The sequence below is a fragment of the Sphingomonas sp. GW821-FHT10F11 genome, from assembly GCF_058809095.1.
In genome coordinates this window covers 392,327-406,053 of record NZ_JBXASH010000003.1, presented here as the reverse complement: position 1 = coordinate 406,053, position 13,727 = coordinate 392,327, and the positions used below count along the sequence as shown (strand labels likewise).

The 13,727-nt window shown below is 62.7% G+C and carries 16 protein-coding genes and 1 tRNA gene; 10 read left to right on the top strand and 7 right to left on the bottom strand.

What is annotated here, in order from left to right; genetic code table 11:
• Window positions 1–126 precede the first annotated feature (126 nt).
• Window positions 127–1,314, top strand: coding sequence for a Yip1 family protein (locus tag AC1RT8_RS12330; RefSeq protein WP_493075941.1), 1,188 nt, complete (start codon window positions 127–129; stop codon window positions 1,312–1,314).
• 210 nt (window positions 1,315–1,524) lie between these two features.
• Here AC1RT8_RS12330 and AC1RT8_RS12325 read toward each other — a convergent pair whose 3' ends face one another.
• A complete protein-coding gene (locus AC1RT8_RS12325) occupies window positions 1,525–2,529 on the bottom strand; it encodes a cupin domain-containing protein (protein WP_493075940.1) in 1,005 nt (334 codons plus the stop codon).
• Between the two features lie 282 nt (window positions 2,530–2,811).
• Between AC1RT8_RS12325 and AC1RT8_RS12320 the strand changes: the two genes are divergently transcribed.
• From AC1RT8_RS12320 to AC1RT8_RS12300, 5 genes are all read left to right on the top strand, one after another.
• On the top strand, window positions 2,812–3,489 hold the full coding sequence (locus AC1RT8_RS12320; RefSeq protein ID WP_493075939.1) for a cysteine hydrolase family protein: 678 nt from the start codon (window positions 2,812–2,814) through the stop codon (window positions 3,487–3,489).
• A 69-nt stretch (window positions 3,490–3,558) separates the two neighbouring features.
• Window positions 3,559–4,062 (top strand): sugar O-acetyltransferase, encoded by a 504-nt coding sequence (locus AC1RT8_RS12315; RefSeq protein ID WP_493075938.1) that lies wholly within the window; start codon window positions 3,559–3,561, stop codon window positions 4,060–4,062.
• Between the two features lie 276 nt (window positions 4,063–4,338).
• The gene (locus AC1RT8_RS12310; protein ID WP_493075937.1) at window positions 4,339–4,743 is read left to right on the top strand and encodes a nuclear transport factor 2 family protein; all 405 of its coding nucleotides are present in this window, start codon (window positions 4,339–4,341) and stop codon (window positions 4,741–4,743) included.
• Between the two features lie 231 nt (window positions 4,744–4,974).
• Window positions 4,975–5,721, top strand: a complete 747-nt coding sequence (locus tag AC1RT8_RS12305) for a hypothetical protein (RefSeq protein WP_493075936.1) — start codon at window positions 4,975–4,977, stop codon at window positions 5,719–5,721.
• A 149-nt stretch (window positions 5,722–5,870) separates the two neighbouring features.
• Window positions 5,871–6,023 (top strand): hypothetical protein, encoded by a 153-nt coding sequence (locus AC1RT8_RS12300; protein ID WP_493075935.1) that lies wholly within the window; start codon window positions 5,871–5,873, stop codon window positions 6,021–6,023.
• Between the two features lie 210 nt (window positions 6,024–6,233).
• Here the strand turns inward: AC1RT8_RS12300 and AC1RT8_RS12295 are convergent, their stop codons facing one another.
• The 6 genes from AC1RT8_RS12295 to AC1RT8_RS12270 all read right to left on the bottom strand — a co-directional run bounded on the left by AC1RT8_RS12295 (window position 6,234) and on the right by AC1RT8_RS12270 (window position 10,210).
• Window positions 6,234–7,001, bottom strand: a complete 768-nt coding sequence (locus AC1RT8_RS12295; protein ID WP_493075934.1) for a hypothetical protein — start codon at window positions 6,999–7,001, stop codon at window positions 6,234–6,236.
• Window positions 7,002–7,074: 73 nt separating this feature from the next.
• Window positions 7,075–7,686 carry a plasmid pRiA4b ORF-3 family protein gene (locus AC1RT8_RS12290; RefSeq protein WP_493075933.1) on the bottom strand — a complete coding sequence of 204 codons (612 nt, stop codon included), beginning with the start codon at window positions 7,684–7,686 and terminating at the stop codon, window positions 7,075–7,077.
• Between the two features lie 349 nt (window positions 7,687–8,035).
• Entirely contained in the window at window positions 8,036–8,449 is a 414-nt protein-coding gene (locus AC1RT8_RS12285) for a hypothetical protein (protein WP_493075932.1), read from the bottom strand.
• 214 nt (window positions 8,450–8,663) lie between these two features.
• Window positions 8,664–8,740: transfer RNA gene (locus tag AC1RT8_RS12280), tRNA-Pro, on the bottom strand.
• A 423-nt stretch (window positions 8,741–9,163) separates the two neighbouring features.
• Window positions 9,164–9,838 carry a hypothetical protein gene (locus AC1RT8_RS12275; RefSeq protein WP_493075931.1) on the bottom strand — a complete coding sequence of 225 codons (675 nt, stop codon included), beginning with the start codon at window positions 9,836–9,838 and terminating at the stop codon, window positions 9,164–9,166.
• A 60-nt stretch (window positions 9,839–9,898) separates the two neighbouring features.
• Complete coding sequence (locus AC1RT8_RS12270) at window positions 9,899–10,210, bottom strand: putative quinol monooxygenase (protein ID WP_493075930.1); 312 nt, start codon at window positions 10,208–10,210, stop codon at window positions 9,899–9,901.
• Window positions 10,211–10,377: 167 nt separating this feature from the next.
• Here AC1RT8_RS12270 and yajC point away from each other — a divergent pair, with 167 nt between their 5' ends.
• Genes yajC through AC1RT8_RS12250 form a run of 4 tightly spaced genes read left to right on the top strand, consistent with a single transcriptional unit; the run spans window position 10,378 to window position 13,682 of the window.
• A complete protein-coding gene (gene yajC, locus AC1RT8_RS12265) occupies window positions 10,378–10,704 on the top strand; it encodes a preprotein translocase subunit YajC (protein WP_372856935.1) in 327 nt (108 codons plus the stop codon).
• Window positions 10,705–10,708: 4 nt separating this feature from the next.
• Complete coding sequence (gene secD, locus AC1RT8_RS12260) at window positions 10,709–12,307, top strand: protein translocase subunit SecD (RefSeq protein WP_493075929.1); 1,599 nt, start codon at window positions 10,709–10,711, stop codon at window positions 12,305–12,307.
• 13 nt (window positions 12,308–12,320) lie between these two features.
• Window positions 12,321–13,289, top strand: a complete 969-nt coding sequence (gene secF / locus AC1RT8_RS12255) for a protein translocase subunit SecF (protein ID WP_493075928.1) — start codon at window positions 12,321–12,323, stop codon at window positions 13,287–13,289.
• A gap of 21 nt (window positions 13,290–13,310) precedes the next feature.
• A complete protein-coding gene (locus AC1RT8_RS12250; RefSeq protein ID WP_493075927.1) occupies window positions 13,311–13,682 on the top strand; it encodes an MTH938/NDUFAF3 family protein in 372 nt (123 codons plus the stop codon).
• Window positions 13,683–13,727: the final 45 nt, after the last annotated feature.

Below are 13,727 nucleotides of genomic sequence, written 5' to 3'. Positions count from 1 at the left end.
CCCCGGCCCGCGAACCATGCTATGGCCGGATCGGGGCGAAACTGCCGCGCATGTCGCCTTGATCCTATCCTTCGGAGCAGCCGGGCCTAGGGTCGCGCAGGGGGGAAGAGCAACAGGGAGCAGCCAATGGCCACGCAAATTCCAGGCGACCAACCCACGAACATGGTGGAACGGATCAAGCGACTGCTGACCGCGCCCGCCCAGGAATGGCCGCGGATCGACGCGGAACCGATGACGATCAAGGGCATCTATATGGGCTGGGTCGTGCCGCTGGCGGCGATCGGTCCGGTCGCCGGCCTGATCGGCGCGCTCGTCTTCGGCTACAGCTTTCTCGGCATCACCTATCGCCCGTCGATCGGCGCCGCCGTCACCACGACCCTGGTCGGCTACGTCATGGCGCTGATCGCCGTCTATATCCTCTCGCTGATCATCAACGCGCTGGCGCCCAGCTTCGAGGGCACCAAGAATGCGGTGTCGGCCTTCAAGGTCGCCGCCTTCACCGGGACCGCCGGCTGGCTTGCCGGCATCTTCCAGATCATCCCGTCGCTCGCCTGGCTCACAATATTGGCGGGGCTGTACGGCCTCTATCTGCTGTGGGTCGGCCTGCCGATCCTGATGAAGGTGCCCGAGGGCAAGGCGACCACCTATATCGTGGTGACGATGATCGTCGCGGTGGTCGTGTTCCTGGTCTGCGGCACGATCGCGGCACAGGTCGGCTCCTCGATGACGAGGCCGCTGCTCAGTGCCGCGGCCGATACCGGCACGGTCAGCGGGTCGCTCAATCTGCCGGGCGTGGGCAAGGTCGATCTCGACAAGGCCAACGACGCCGTCGCGAAGATGAAGGCGGCGACCGAGAAGATGCAGAACGGGACGGCGACGGCGATCCCCGCCACCGCGCTCCAGGCGATGCTGCCCGCGGCGATCGGCGGCTTCACGCGCGGCGATGTCGAAACCCAGAGCGGCGGCGTCGGCGGCATTGCCGGCAGCCATGCCGAGGGCCGCTACACCTCGGGCGATCAGAGCTTCAACCTGTCCGTCACCGATATGGCCGCCGCCGGGGCGCTTGCCTCGCTGGGCGGCGCGATGAACATGCAGTCGAGCAGGCAGACCGCGACCGGATACGAGAAGACCGAGATGGTCGGCGGCGCGATGGTTACCGAAAAGTGGAACACCGAATCGAACAGCGGCAGCTATGGCACGATGGTCGCGAGCCGCTTCATGGTTTCCGCCGACGGCAGCGCACCGAACATCGACACGCTGAAACAGGCCGTCGCCTCGGTCGACACCGGCAAGCTGGCCGCCTTGGCGCGCTGATCCGCCGGGGTCCCGGGAATCGCTCATCTCCCGTCATGCCGGACTTGTTCCGGCACCCACTGCTCCGCAAGATCAGAAGCGTGTTGTACGCGGCACAGTGGACCCCGGAACGAGTCCGGGGTGACGATTGGGGGTGGATGAGCCGACCTCCAAAAGAAAACCCCGCCGGCTCTCGCAGGCGGGGTCTTCGAGACTGCAAAACCGGCAACCCTATTGGCGCCCACCCGATTCCGGCGCGAAATTGTGCAGCCCGCGCGGGAAGGGGTTGATCGCGACGCGCGTCGCCATCTCCCCGACCGTGCCGCCCCAGCTCGCCCGGTGCCAGCGGCCCATCTCGGCCGTCACGACATCGCCCGGCGATGCGGTGAAGAAGGGCACCCCCTCGATCTGGTAATCGATCTTGCCTTCCATCACGAACCAGAACTCGGCATAGTCGATATGGAAATGGCCGAGATTGCTCGGCGGCGGCGTGGGCGTGCCCTTGCCGCGGATATTGTTCACGAACATGTGATCGCTGGCGATGAACGCGCCGGCCCGGGCGTCCGCCCCCACCACATCCTTGTAATAATCGAGATAGGGCTTGTTGGCCCCGTCATAGACCCCGTCGCCGCCCGACAGGATCGTCTTCGTATAAGTGACGCCCTTGATATCGGCCGGTTTGTCGGGCGTGCTGGTCTCCGGATAGATCGGGATGTCGCCGGCTTCATGGACCTCGAACCAGAGCGCTGGCTCCGATCCGACCGTTTCCAGCGTGAAGGGCAGGCGCAGCGGCACGTTGATCTCGAAACCCTTGGAGGCGACGAACGGCTCCTGCCCCTTGATGCTGACGCGGACCTGACCGCCCCAGACGATCATCGCGACTCGGTTATCGGCATAGAGGACTTCGGGCGTCTTGCCGCCGGGGGCCAGCTGATGCCAGTCGGCCATCAGATCCTTGTTGCGCACGATCGGCTGCGACCAGCTCGCCTGGCCCTTGTGCAGGGCGAGCACATCGGACAGCTTCCACCAGGCCTTGTTCGGCGCGACATAGGCCTGGACCGGGGTCTTTTTGGGCACCCAGCCGAAGATCGGCGGCGGCGCCGCGGGGCGCGCAGCGGGCGGAGCTGCCTGTGGGGCGGCCTGCGGAGAGGGCGCCGCCTGGGCGAAGGCCTGATGCGCCAGCATCGCCGCGGCCCCCATCATCCCGGCGCTCATCATGGTCGTCACAACACGCATCCTCATCTCCCTCCAAAGGACCGGCGCGCGCCGCCGGATTGTTCTTCTCCCCGGCACCACCGGCTTTGCGCCTGTGCGATGCGGAGTCGGCTCGGACCTATATCAAATATATGATATAGGAAAAGCGTTTTGCGGGGCCGATATGGACCTTGCTGGATGTCCCGGGATCTATGGCGGACCTGGAGGATGGTTCTCGATTGCGCCAGGTTCACCATAATAGGGTTTGCGCTCGCATCGCGGTTTCCGATAGCCGACACAGGAGCCTGGCGCCGCTTGCTGGCGATGGGTAACCGCCTCGCGCTACATAGGACGACCCTCATGGCCTCCAACGATCTGGAATCCTGGCTCTCTCCCTCACGAGCGGCGCTTCTGGTCTACGACATGCAGGTCGGCATCTGCCACCAGGTGGAGTCGGACGCCGTCATCGCCCGGGTCGGCGAAACGGTCGCCGCAGCGCGGGCGGCGGGGATGCGGATCGCCTGGTGCCGGCACCAGTCGCTCCCCAAGGCGTGGATGGGGGCATTCGCCATCCGCATGGCCATGGCGTGGCAGCGCACCGACGACCCCGAGGCCGTCACGCCCTGGTTCCTGCGCGGCACCCCCGGCGTCGAGATCGTGCCCGCGCTCGCACCGCAACCGGAGGACTTCGTCTTCGACAAGCTCACCATGTCCGCCTTCGAAGGAACGCCACTCGCCATGGCACTGCGCGACGCGGGGCTCCAGGCGCTAGCGATATGCGGCATCGCGATGGAGATCGGCATCGAGCCCACCTGCCGGCACGCCGCCGATCTCGGCATCGTCCCGATCCTGATCGAGGACGCCTGCGGCCATGGCGATGCGGAGGCCGCGCGGCGATCGATCGAGGGCTTGCGCTTCGCGGGCGACACGATCGTCACCAGCGTGGCGGAGGTGCAGGCCGCGCTTGCGCGCATCGCGCCGGATCGCCCCAACGGCTTGTGAGGAAGAGTATCAATGTCGGATGGGGGCGGCACCAGGATCATTCCCGGGAGAACGCCGGAATCGGCAGCCATGGTGGCCAGCGTCAAGCGGGCGATGGCGATCACCCCGGCGCTCAACCGGTTGACGTTCGACGATGCGGATGAGATCCGGGCGATATTCAGCGATCTGATCGGCAGCAAGGTGGACGACCGCTTTTCGCTGATCCCGCCCTTCTTCACCACCGGCGGCGAGAATATCCGCGTCGGCCGCAATGTGTTCATCAACCAGAATTGCACCATGTACGATCTGGGCGGGATCGACATTGCCGATGACGTGATGATCGGGCCGAATGTGAGCATCATCACCTCGGGTCACCCCATCGACCCTGCCCGGCGGCGTGAGGTCGTGATCGCAAAGCCCGTCGTGATCGGGAGGAACGTCTGGATCGCGGCCGGTGTCACCATCATCGGCGGGGTGACGATCGGCGAAAACGCGGTCGTGGCGGCGGGGTCGGTCGTCATCCGCGACGTTCCCCCGAATAGCCTCGTGGGAGGGAATCCGGCGCGCGTCATTCGTTCGATCGGCGACGACTGATGGGACCTCGGGTTACGATGGTGTGGCGGAATCTGGCGGGCGTTATAGGTATTCGCGATCAGGTTTAACCGTCGTGCCGGACTTGTTCCGGCATCCACTGTGCCGCACGCCCATCGGCGCCTTGGTTTGCGGGACGGTGGACCCCGGAACAAGTCCGAGTGACGATTCGACCTGGTCGCGTTCGACTCTAAGTAGAGGCGCACCATAATCATGACCGTGCGTTCGTGAAGTGAGGCACGATCATCAGGGGCACATCGTGCGACGAAGGGATCAGCGATGGATGATGATACAGGCGACGACATTCGGACCGTCCTGACGCGCTACGCCTCGGCATGGAGGGCGGGCGACCTGCAGGCGATCGCGGCCTGCTACCATGACGACTTCACCCTTCATTATTTCGGGACGAGCCCCCTGGCCGGCGTGCACCGCGGCAAGACCGCAGCCCTGGCGGTATTGGCCGATTTCTCCCGCAGATCGCGGCGCCGGCTGGTCGAGATCAGCGACATAGCGGTGGGCGCCACGCGCGGCGTGATCCTGGCGCGCGAAGAGGTTTCGATCGGGGGGCGTCCCGTCGAGATCGATCGTACGCTGATCTATGCCGTCAGGGATTCGCTCCTGGCCGAATGCTGGGTGCTCGACCAGGATCAGCGGTTGATCGATGCGATGCTTCAGCAGGGGTGAGCGGCGCACCCGTGCGCAAGATATTGTATCGCGCATGAAATGCCGCGCAGTACAAACTTTAGCCAAGCATGTCTTCATACAGGCGCAGGGCGGCTTCAAGATTAGAGGCCAATGCACACATCGATAGGACCCCACCCAATAAACAGTCGCCGCACGTCCAATCTTGTCGCTTCAATTTAGAGTCCCGGCGGGCGGATGGCGGCGGCTGGCTATCGAATCGTAGAAGCATGATTGGCCGGAGTAGATTTGGAGGCTAGCATCTTTGTACTCGAATCAAAGGGGGGCGCAGGCGTGCCGGTGTCGAGGACCAAGACTTCAAAATCAGCGATTGCGATGGCGCCAAATATGTCGCGCTCTCAAATAGAGAAGAGGCGATTTCGCATCGCGACCGTGATCGCACTGATAGGAGTGCTCGTCGCACTCCCGCCCGCAATTGACTGGATCAGAGGGGCGGACGAATCGCCCAAATCCGCGATCGTGCCGGCGCCTGTTGCCCAGCCTGCCCTGGTCGCGCCAACCCCTAAGATCGAAGCTATTCCCTACATTGAAACTGCGCCCGCCCCAGAACACAGAGAAGTTATGGCCGAGAAGGCACGGAAGGTATCGCAGCCGGCGCGCATGGAGAATAGAGGGAGCCCCACCATCCGCACAGATGTTGAGGCTGAGCCGCAACTGGCATCTGATTCCACGTCTATCATGAGGGGCGGGAGCGTACTCCCCAAGTTCGATCAATCCGCATCGATAGACAAAAGTGTCTCGGTTGGTGGCAATGTCAATATTACATCCGCTCAGAAAGGCGTAGTTGCATCAATTGCTATTGGCCAATCATCCACTGCTAGCAGCCAAAACACGCAAATTAAGGACCCTGATTCATCGGAATCGGTAAATTTACCCGACGATCCAAATCGATGCTTAAACATTTCAGCAGAAACCTGCACTCAACGCAATGATCAGGGAAAGACTATAAAGCGCCCTTGATGACTCAAGGCAAGATAATGGTGACACGTGCAACAATCCCTTTTCTGTGTTGAACGGGTTGTTAGCGTAAGGCATCGCGCTACGCTCCGAAGAGGAAGAAAAGGCCGAGTTTAGGGGTTGTTGCACGTGTCACCGTCACTCCCCGCGGCGTGATCCTGGCGCGCGAGGAGGTTTCGATCGGGGGCCGCCCCGTCGAGATCGATCGTACGCTGATCTATGCCGTCAGGGATTCTCTCCTGGCCGAATGCTGGGTGCTCGACCAGGATCAGCGGTTGATCGATGCGATGCTTCAGCAGGGCTGAGCGGCGTCGCACCCGTCGCGGTATAGAATGTCACGTGTGGAAAGCCCTTTCAGTAAGGCCCACGTCAGCGCGACGCAAAAAGTCGAACCAAAGCGTGTCTTCGCGCAAGCGCGAACCTGCCGGAAAACAGGGACTATCGCACATCATCGCAGTCAGGAAACCGAAGATGACGGCGGCATCCGGCCTCTCCGGGCAAGGGCAATGCTGTGGTCACTTTTTGGTTGCCCGCCGTTTCAGCGGGGCAATTCCCGAGAAGCTGATCTTTAATTGAGTTGGGACACGGATATTTCCCATCAGTGCCGTGCCTTTCCCTTCGATGATCCGAATCATCGTCATTTCGGCTGGATGGGGAAGTGTGACCTTCATGCCATCAAGACGGTCATCAGCCATATCCCCGAACCAATGATGGGGCGTGCCGGGATAAAGCTCCGTGACTGAAGCGGAGTTCAAGTCATGTACGCTGACATAATAAACCCGATCAAACTGAGGTGCGTGTTGGGTGAGCTGTCGCCGCGCCCGCTCTACGGTGATCGGGTCCAGCCAGAAACCGTGCTCGGTCGTATAGAGAACGAGAAACCGATCTACACCGCCTTGGTGGGCCGACTTTTTCCGGATCAACTCGACGGCGAGTGCCATCTTTTCCCTTGGGTCCACTTTCTTCGGTGCAGCAGCGAAAGTCGGACCATATTTTTTTAGCGGGGCGAACTCCGCCAGTTCCATCAGCTTAACGCCCTGAGCGGTTGTCACGGTAAAATCGAGGTCGTTCTCCTCGTTTTGCGCCGGCAACCCGAAGGGCGCGAACGTTGGTTCGCTCTGCATAGCGACGTACCGACTGAAGCCTTCAACGAAAAGACGGGCGATCAAACGCTCTCTCTCGTCCTTCTGATCCGGGAAGTCGATCACTTGCCATTCGACACCGCCAGGACCCATCTTGATAGGTCCACTCGCACCTTTTGGCTTGCTCGGCTTTACTGTCATGATGTCGGACTACATGGGGATGTCGTTCGGCCGCGCGGGGCCAACAAGTAAGCTTGGCTTGGGAATCGCCTTGTCAGGCTGATTTTCGTTTGGCGAAAGCGGCCTTGCCGGCGGCGCAGCGCTTCGCGATATCGCCGATACGAAGCTTTGCCGTGAGTTCATCGAAGCAGGCGCGGTCGAAGGCGTTGCCATAACAAGCGAAGTGCCAATCGGTTGTCTCCAGGTGCTCGGGATGTTTGGGGTCGGCGATGATATCGAGGAAATTTTCGAACCCCGGCACGCCGCCGACGTCTTCCGGCGGTGCGCGGCGCTCGCCGTCGACATAGCGCGGATATTTTACGCCCGATTGACCATCGTCGACAGCTTCGACGACGATGAAATGCTCCCAGTTATCGCCCATATCGTAGGTGTAAAGGAGCTGGCGAACACCGCGATCGACCAGGGTCTTGAGCTTGATGTTCCTTGCTGCTGACAGGCTGTCGTCTGGCCATTCCGGGTCTGGCAGGCCATAGCGCTTGTCGCCCACCTCAAACTCCCAGAGGTGATAGTCCATCCATCCCATCGCGCCCTGGATGATATCGTGGAGCATCTTGAGGCTGGCCTCCAGGGGCACATCGACCCTGCGCCAGATCTCGGGCTCGATATCGATGAGGCTGATACGAATCCGGGCGATCTGGTCGGTCATGCCCCAATGGTGACCGGCGCAGCGTTCGCTGTCCAGTTCCACGGCGAGCGACGCTGACACGTTGAAAACGGTGAGAGTAACTCACCGTTGTTCGCGGTTTGCGGCCAATCCACGGCGACGATCCTTAGAAATGTCGGTTGCCGGTCCAGCCCCGGCGCGGCAGCGCTTATTCGGTGGCGCTTATTTCGGTGACAGTTTACTTAATCCCTTATCGGCCACGCCACGTCTCGCATCAGCAGGCACAGATTTTCAAGTGCACCCCCAGTCTCACGGTCCTTCCGCATCGCTGATCGGTCGATCGCAGGCTAGGGGTTTGGAGGTGAAGTAAACTGGCACCGTAGTCCCGCGATTATTCGTCGCCAGCGTCGTCGTTCGCGTCTAGCAGGAATTTGTCACGGATTTTCTCAAGCTCTTTGACCGAGCATGCCTCGATTTCAGTTCCATCCTTAAACTTGACCCGAACCTTGCGGCCCTCCCGTGCGGGTAGCCAAGCAGTCAGCACCTTGAGCCCTTCTGTTCCGCCCCAGATAAGCAATCCGACTAGCAACCCGCTTTCAAAGCCGACTGCTTTTCGCATCAGGTGATATTCGCGGTATCCGAGGTCTTTGCCTTCGAGCAGCTCCTTGAGGTCATCGAGGTCCGCTTGATACCAGTCAGTTTCCACTTCCTGGAATTCACCCGGGAAGATTTCAATGCCGGTTTCAGAATTTGGCTCGACCCTTTTCGGCGCAATCGGCGTAACTTTGGTGATGCGGATGGTCATGACTTCCTTGTCCTCACAAGGTGGCAAAGAGACGGTATTCGAATCCGCGGAGCGGTTGCCCGCTCCATTTCTCAAGACCAGCTCCTTAAACCATTGGGGCACTCTTCCATACCGATTCAGCGGCCCCGCTGGAAATACGCTAGAAGTGCGCGCAGCCATGCACAGCGCCCCTGGCAGGCGCTCGCGCAAGCGATTCTAATTGTGTAGGAAATCTTGGTCGGGGCGACAGGATTCGAACCTGCGACCCCCACACCCCCAGTGTGATGCGCTACCAGGCTGCGCTACGCCCCGACCGAGGGTGGGGCACATATGCGGGTGACGCGCGGGATGCAAGCGCGGAAGCCACCCGGCAACCGCAAGTCGCAATCGGCCCGGCCAGCCGGTGATCGATTCAACCCGCCCGAAGATCGTGCCACCGTGCCGATGACGGGGTGCTGCCTGCATACCCGCCCGCTGTGTCTCATGACCGCGACTCTGTTGGAAGATGTCCGGTCCCTGTTTCGACGAAATCCTCCCTGTTATACGCGCCCCTCTCCCTGTTATTCAGGAACAGGGAGAATTCCACGCAACATATTGAGATACATAGAAAATATCTCCAACAAAGTTGGAAATAACAGGGAGAGAAAAAATCCTGCCCGTTCCCGCCCCGTTATCGCGCAATAACAGGGCGGGATCGCCGGCCTTGCTGTTGGACGAAACGGGCGACGCGAGCGCTTATTCCTTGATCTGCCCCAGTGGCAGCAGGCGCTTGGCCATCGCCTTCACCAAGCGCCGGTCGCCGCCCTTGAGCACGGTGACCATTTCCGCCGCTCGGCGCTGCATCATCCGGTCGAGCGTCGTGGGCGTGGTTCCCCGGCTCGCCACATCCGCCAGCGACGCCCCCCGCGCATCCCCCGGATCGAGCGACAGCCGCAGCAACGCGGCAAGCCCGGTGAACAGGGCACGATCCCCGCCCAGCGCGACGGCGCGGTCGGTCGCCTCGTACCCCGTCGCCTTGCGCGCGCCGAGCACGGCACGGGCGGTCAACCCGCCCAGCGCCTCGACCGCATCGATATGCCAGCCGCCAAGCGCTGCCTGCGCCTCGGGATCGCGCGGGTTCCTGGCGACGAGCGCCTCGAACTGAGCGCGCGAGGCAAGGGCATCGCCCCGGCTCTTGGTCAGCTTGGCGCGGTAGCCGATCGCCATTGCCCGGGTGAGCAGCGCGTCGCTGTCGCCCGGCGCCCTGGCCAAAGTCGCATTGGCGCCTGCTTCCGCGTCGGCGAGTTGCGCCAGCACAGATGCCTTGTCGCGCACGGTGAAGACGGTCTGGGTCAGCCCGTCGCGCGACGGGCTGGAGCCTGCCGCGGCGGGCGCGAGCAGGAGGAGAAGGGCGATCGCGGTTTTCAACATGGTCCTGTCTCTAGACTGTCATTCGAACGTCCGACAGGCGCGATTCGGTTCGTTCCCGCCTCACTCGCCAATGAGCGTCTTCCAGAACGCGCCGTCCCAGGCCTTCACGCTGATCTCCTTGATCTCGAACGCCGCCAGGCTCTTGCCGAACGCCTTCTGGTGATCGGCGACACCATGCGCCCCGAGCGCCTCGACCGAGGTCCAGCGTTCGGAGATGCGGATCAGATCGGGGTCGCCCGCGTCGTAAGCGAAGTTATAATACTCGCAGCCGGTCTCGGCATTGGTCGTCGCCATATGTTCGACCAGCAGGTCGCGCAGCTTTGCGCCCTCGCCGCTGCCGACCCGGATATGTCCCAATACGATGATGGTCATGGCGCTCCCCCCGTGTTTGCCTATCTGTGCTTGTCTGTGCTTGGGCCGGTCGCAGGGCCAACCGATTGTTGCGTGGTCACCGGACAAGTGATAGCGCGCGGCGCTTAAGAGTGGGCCTTGTCCCTTTCGATACCCCCAGCCATTTCGGCCAAGCCATTCAGGATACCATGTTCGCAACCCCAGCCTATGCAGCCACCGGCGCCGCCTCGAGTGGCGGTTCCTTTCTGGTGCTCATCCCGTACCTGCTGCTCATCCCGGTCTTCTACTTCCTGGTGCTGCGCCCGCAGCAGCAAAAGGCGAAGGCGCACCGCGCCACGCTGGAGGCGGTGAAGAAGGGCGATTCGGTCGTGACGGCCGGCGGCGTGGTCGGCAAGGTGACCAAGGTCGAGGAACGTCATGTCGAGGTCGAGATCGCGCCCACCGTCAAGGTACGCGTGGTGAAGGCGATGCTGGCGGAGGTCACTCCGTTCGGCACCAAGCCGGCGAACGATTAATCCGATGCTTGATTTCCCGCGCTGGAAGGTCGTCTCGATCCTGGTGCTGCTCGCCGCGCTGATGGCGCTGGCGATCCCGAGCTTCTTCCCGGAGAGCCAGACCAAGGCCTGGGGCTGGCTGCCCCATCCGCGAATCAATCTGGGCCTGGATCTCGCCGGCGGCAGCTATCTGTTGCTCGAGGCCGATACCAACGACCTGATCAACCAGCGGGTCGAGCAGAAGCGCGACGAAGTCGCCGCCGCGATGCGCCGTGCCAATCCGCGGATCGATATCGGCGACATCTCGACGCGGGACGGCAAGGTCAGCTTCATGCTGCGCGACGTGACCCAGGTCGATGCAGCGCGCGAGCAGCTCAACAACCTGACCACCGGCGCCGGCCTGACCGGCCAGCGCGACTGGAACATCGAGGTCTTCGACGGCACCCGCTTCGTCATGACCCCGACCCAGGCGGGAATCGACCAGCAGATCAACCAGGCGATGGGCGACGCGACCGAGGTCGTGCGCAAACGCATCGACGAGCTCGGCACCAAGGAGCCGACCATCGTCCGCCAGGGCAGCAGCCGCATCGTCGTCCAGGTGCCCGGCCTGCAGAACCCGCAGCAACTCAAGGACCTGCTCGGCAAGACCGCCAAGCTCGAGTTCAAGCTGGTCGACGAATCGGTGACCGATCCGAACCAGCTCGCGCAGGGCATCGCGCCGGTCGGCAGCCAGGTGCTGCCCTATCCGAGCAGCCCCAACCGCTTCATCGCAGTGAAGCGTTCGGTGATGATCACCGGCGATCAGCTCATCAACGCCCAGCAGAGCAACAATCCGCAGACCAACGAGGCGGAGGTGGTGATCACCTTCGACAGCCAAGGCGGCAAGAAATTCGCCCGGGTGACCCAGGCGAACGTCAACCATCCCTTCGCGATCATCCTCGACAATCAGGTGCTGTCAGCACCCAACATCAACGAGCCGATCCTCGGCGGCACTGCCTCGATCTCGGGCAGCTTTACCGTCGCCAGCGCCAACGATCTCGCGATCGCGCTGCGGTCGGGCAAGCTGCCGGTCGCCCTGAAGGTGATCGAGGAACGCACCGTCGGCCCGGACCTCGGCAAGGACTCGATCGACGCTGGCATCAAGGCCTCGCTGATCGCCGTGATCCTGGTCATCGCCTTCATGCTGGTGACCTATGGCCGCTTCGGCATCTATGCCAATTTCGCGGTGGTCATCAACGTGGCGGTCATCATGGGCGTGCTGGCGGTGCTCAACGGCACGCTGACCCTGCCCGGCATCGCCGGCTTCGTGCTGACCATCGGTACCGCGGTCGACGCGAACGTGCTGATCAACGAGCGAATCCGCGAAGAGCAGAGACGCGGGCGATCGGTGATTCAATCGATCGAGCTTGGCTATAAGGAAGCGAGCCGGACGATCTTCGAGGCGAACGCGACCCATGCCATTTCAGGCTTCATCATGCTGTTGCTGGGCTCAGGCCCGGTGAAGGGCTTCGCGGTCGTGCTGCTGATCGGCATCGCCACCTCGGTGTTCACCGCCGTCACCTTCACCCGCATGCTCGTCGTGCTCTGGGTCCGCCGCGCGCGCCCCAGCCACCTCAACATTTGATCGGCGACCGGCTATGCGTCTCCTGAAACTCGTCCCCGACAATACGAACCTTCCCTTCGTCTCCCTGCGCAAATGGGCGTTCGGGCTGACCATGCTGCTGACCATCGCAGCGGTCGCCCTGGTGTTCGCGCGGGGCCTCAACCTCGGCGTCGATTTCGTCGGCGGCCTGATGATCGAAGAGAAGTTCGAGACCCCGCCCTCGACCGACAAGCTGCGGCAGGTCGTCGATCGCCTCGGCCTCGGCGAAGTGCGGCTTCAGTCGGTCGGCACCGACGGCAAGACCATCTCGATCAAGCTGCCGCCGCCCAAGAGCACCGAGAAGGACGCGACCAACAAGACCGTCGCGGCGGTGCAGACCGCGATCAACAAGGAGTTCCCGGACGCCCGCTTCTCGAAGCAGGATGCCGTCAGCGGCAAAGTGTCGGGCGAACTGATCTGGAAGGGCATCCTCGCGGTCGTCCTCGCCGTGGTCGGCATCAGCCTGTTCGCGATCTTCCGGTTCGAATGGCAGTTCGGCGTTTCGACCGCGGTCGCGATCATCCACGACGTGCTGATGACCCTGGGCTTCTTCGCGCTGACCCAGTTCGAGTTCGACCTGAACATCGTCGCGGCTGTGCTCACCATCATCGGCTATTCGATCAACGACAAGATCGTGATCGACGACCGCATCCGCGAGAATATGCGCCGCTATCGCAAGATGGACATGCCGCAGATCGTCGACCTCTCGGTCAACGAGACGCTGCCGCGCACGGTGATGACCTCGGTCACCATCCTGCTCGCCTTGTTCGCGCTGCTGATCTTCGGCGGCCATGTGCTGCGCGGCTTCACCGCGGCGATGATCCTCGGCATCTTCGTCGGCACCTATTCGTCGATCTACGTCTCGTCCTCGCTGCTGATCTCGCTTGGCCTGCGCGCCGAGCCGAAGGGTGACGATACGCCCGGATCCAAGCCCGAGCGGGTCGCCTTCAAGGACATGCCCTGAGGCCTGTCGGGGTAACCCACCATGCGCATGGATAAGGGCCAGCAGACCGACGGGCCGATCATCTCGGCCTTTTCGAGCGGCGGCTTCAAGGTCGACGACGGAGTCTATCGCGCGCTGCTGATCTCGCCGGTGCGCGCCGATGGCTGGAACCCGCCGCCGCTGGAAGAGCTGGGCGCCGACGATGTCGCGCCCCTGCTCGCGCTCGACCCGTTCCCCGAGTTCCTGCTGCTCGGCACCGGCCCGGCGCTGGTGCGACCGCCCCTCGCCTTCGTGCGCGCGATCGAGGCGCGCGGGCTCGGCATCGAGGCGATGGACAGCCGCGCCGCGGCCCGCGCCTGGGCGGTGCTGCGCGGCGAGGGTCGCTGGATCGTGGGCGCTCTCTACCCGCTTTGACCCCCGGCGGGTGCGCGGTTATCATACCCCAAGCTCAAAAGCTGG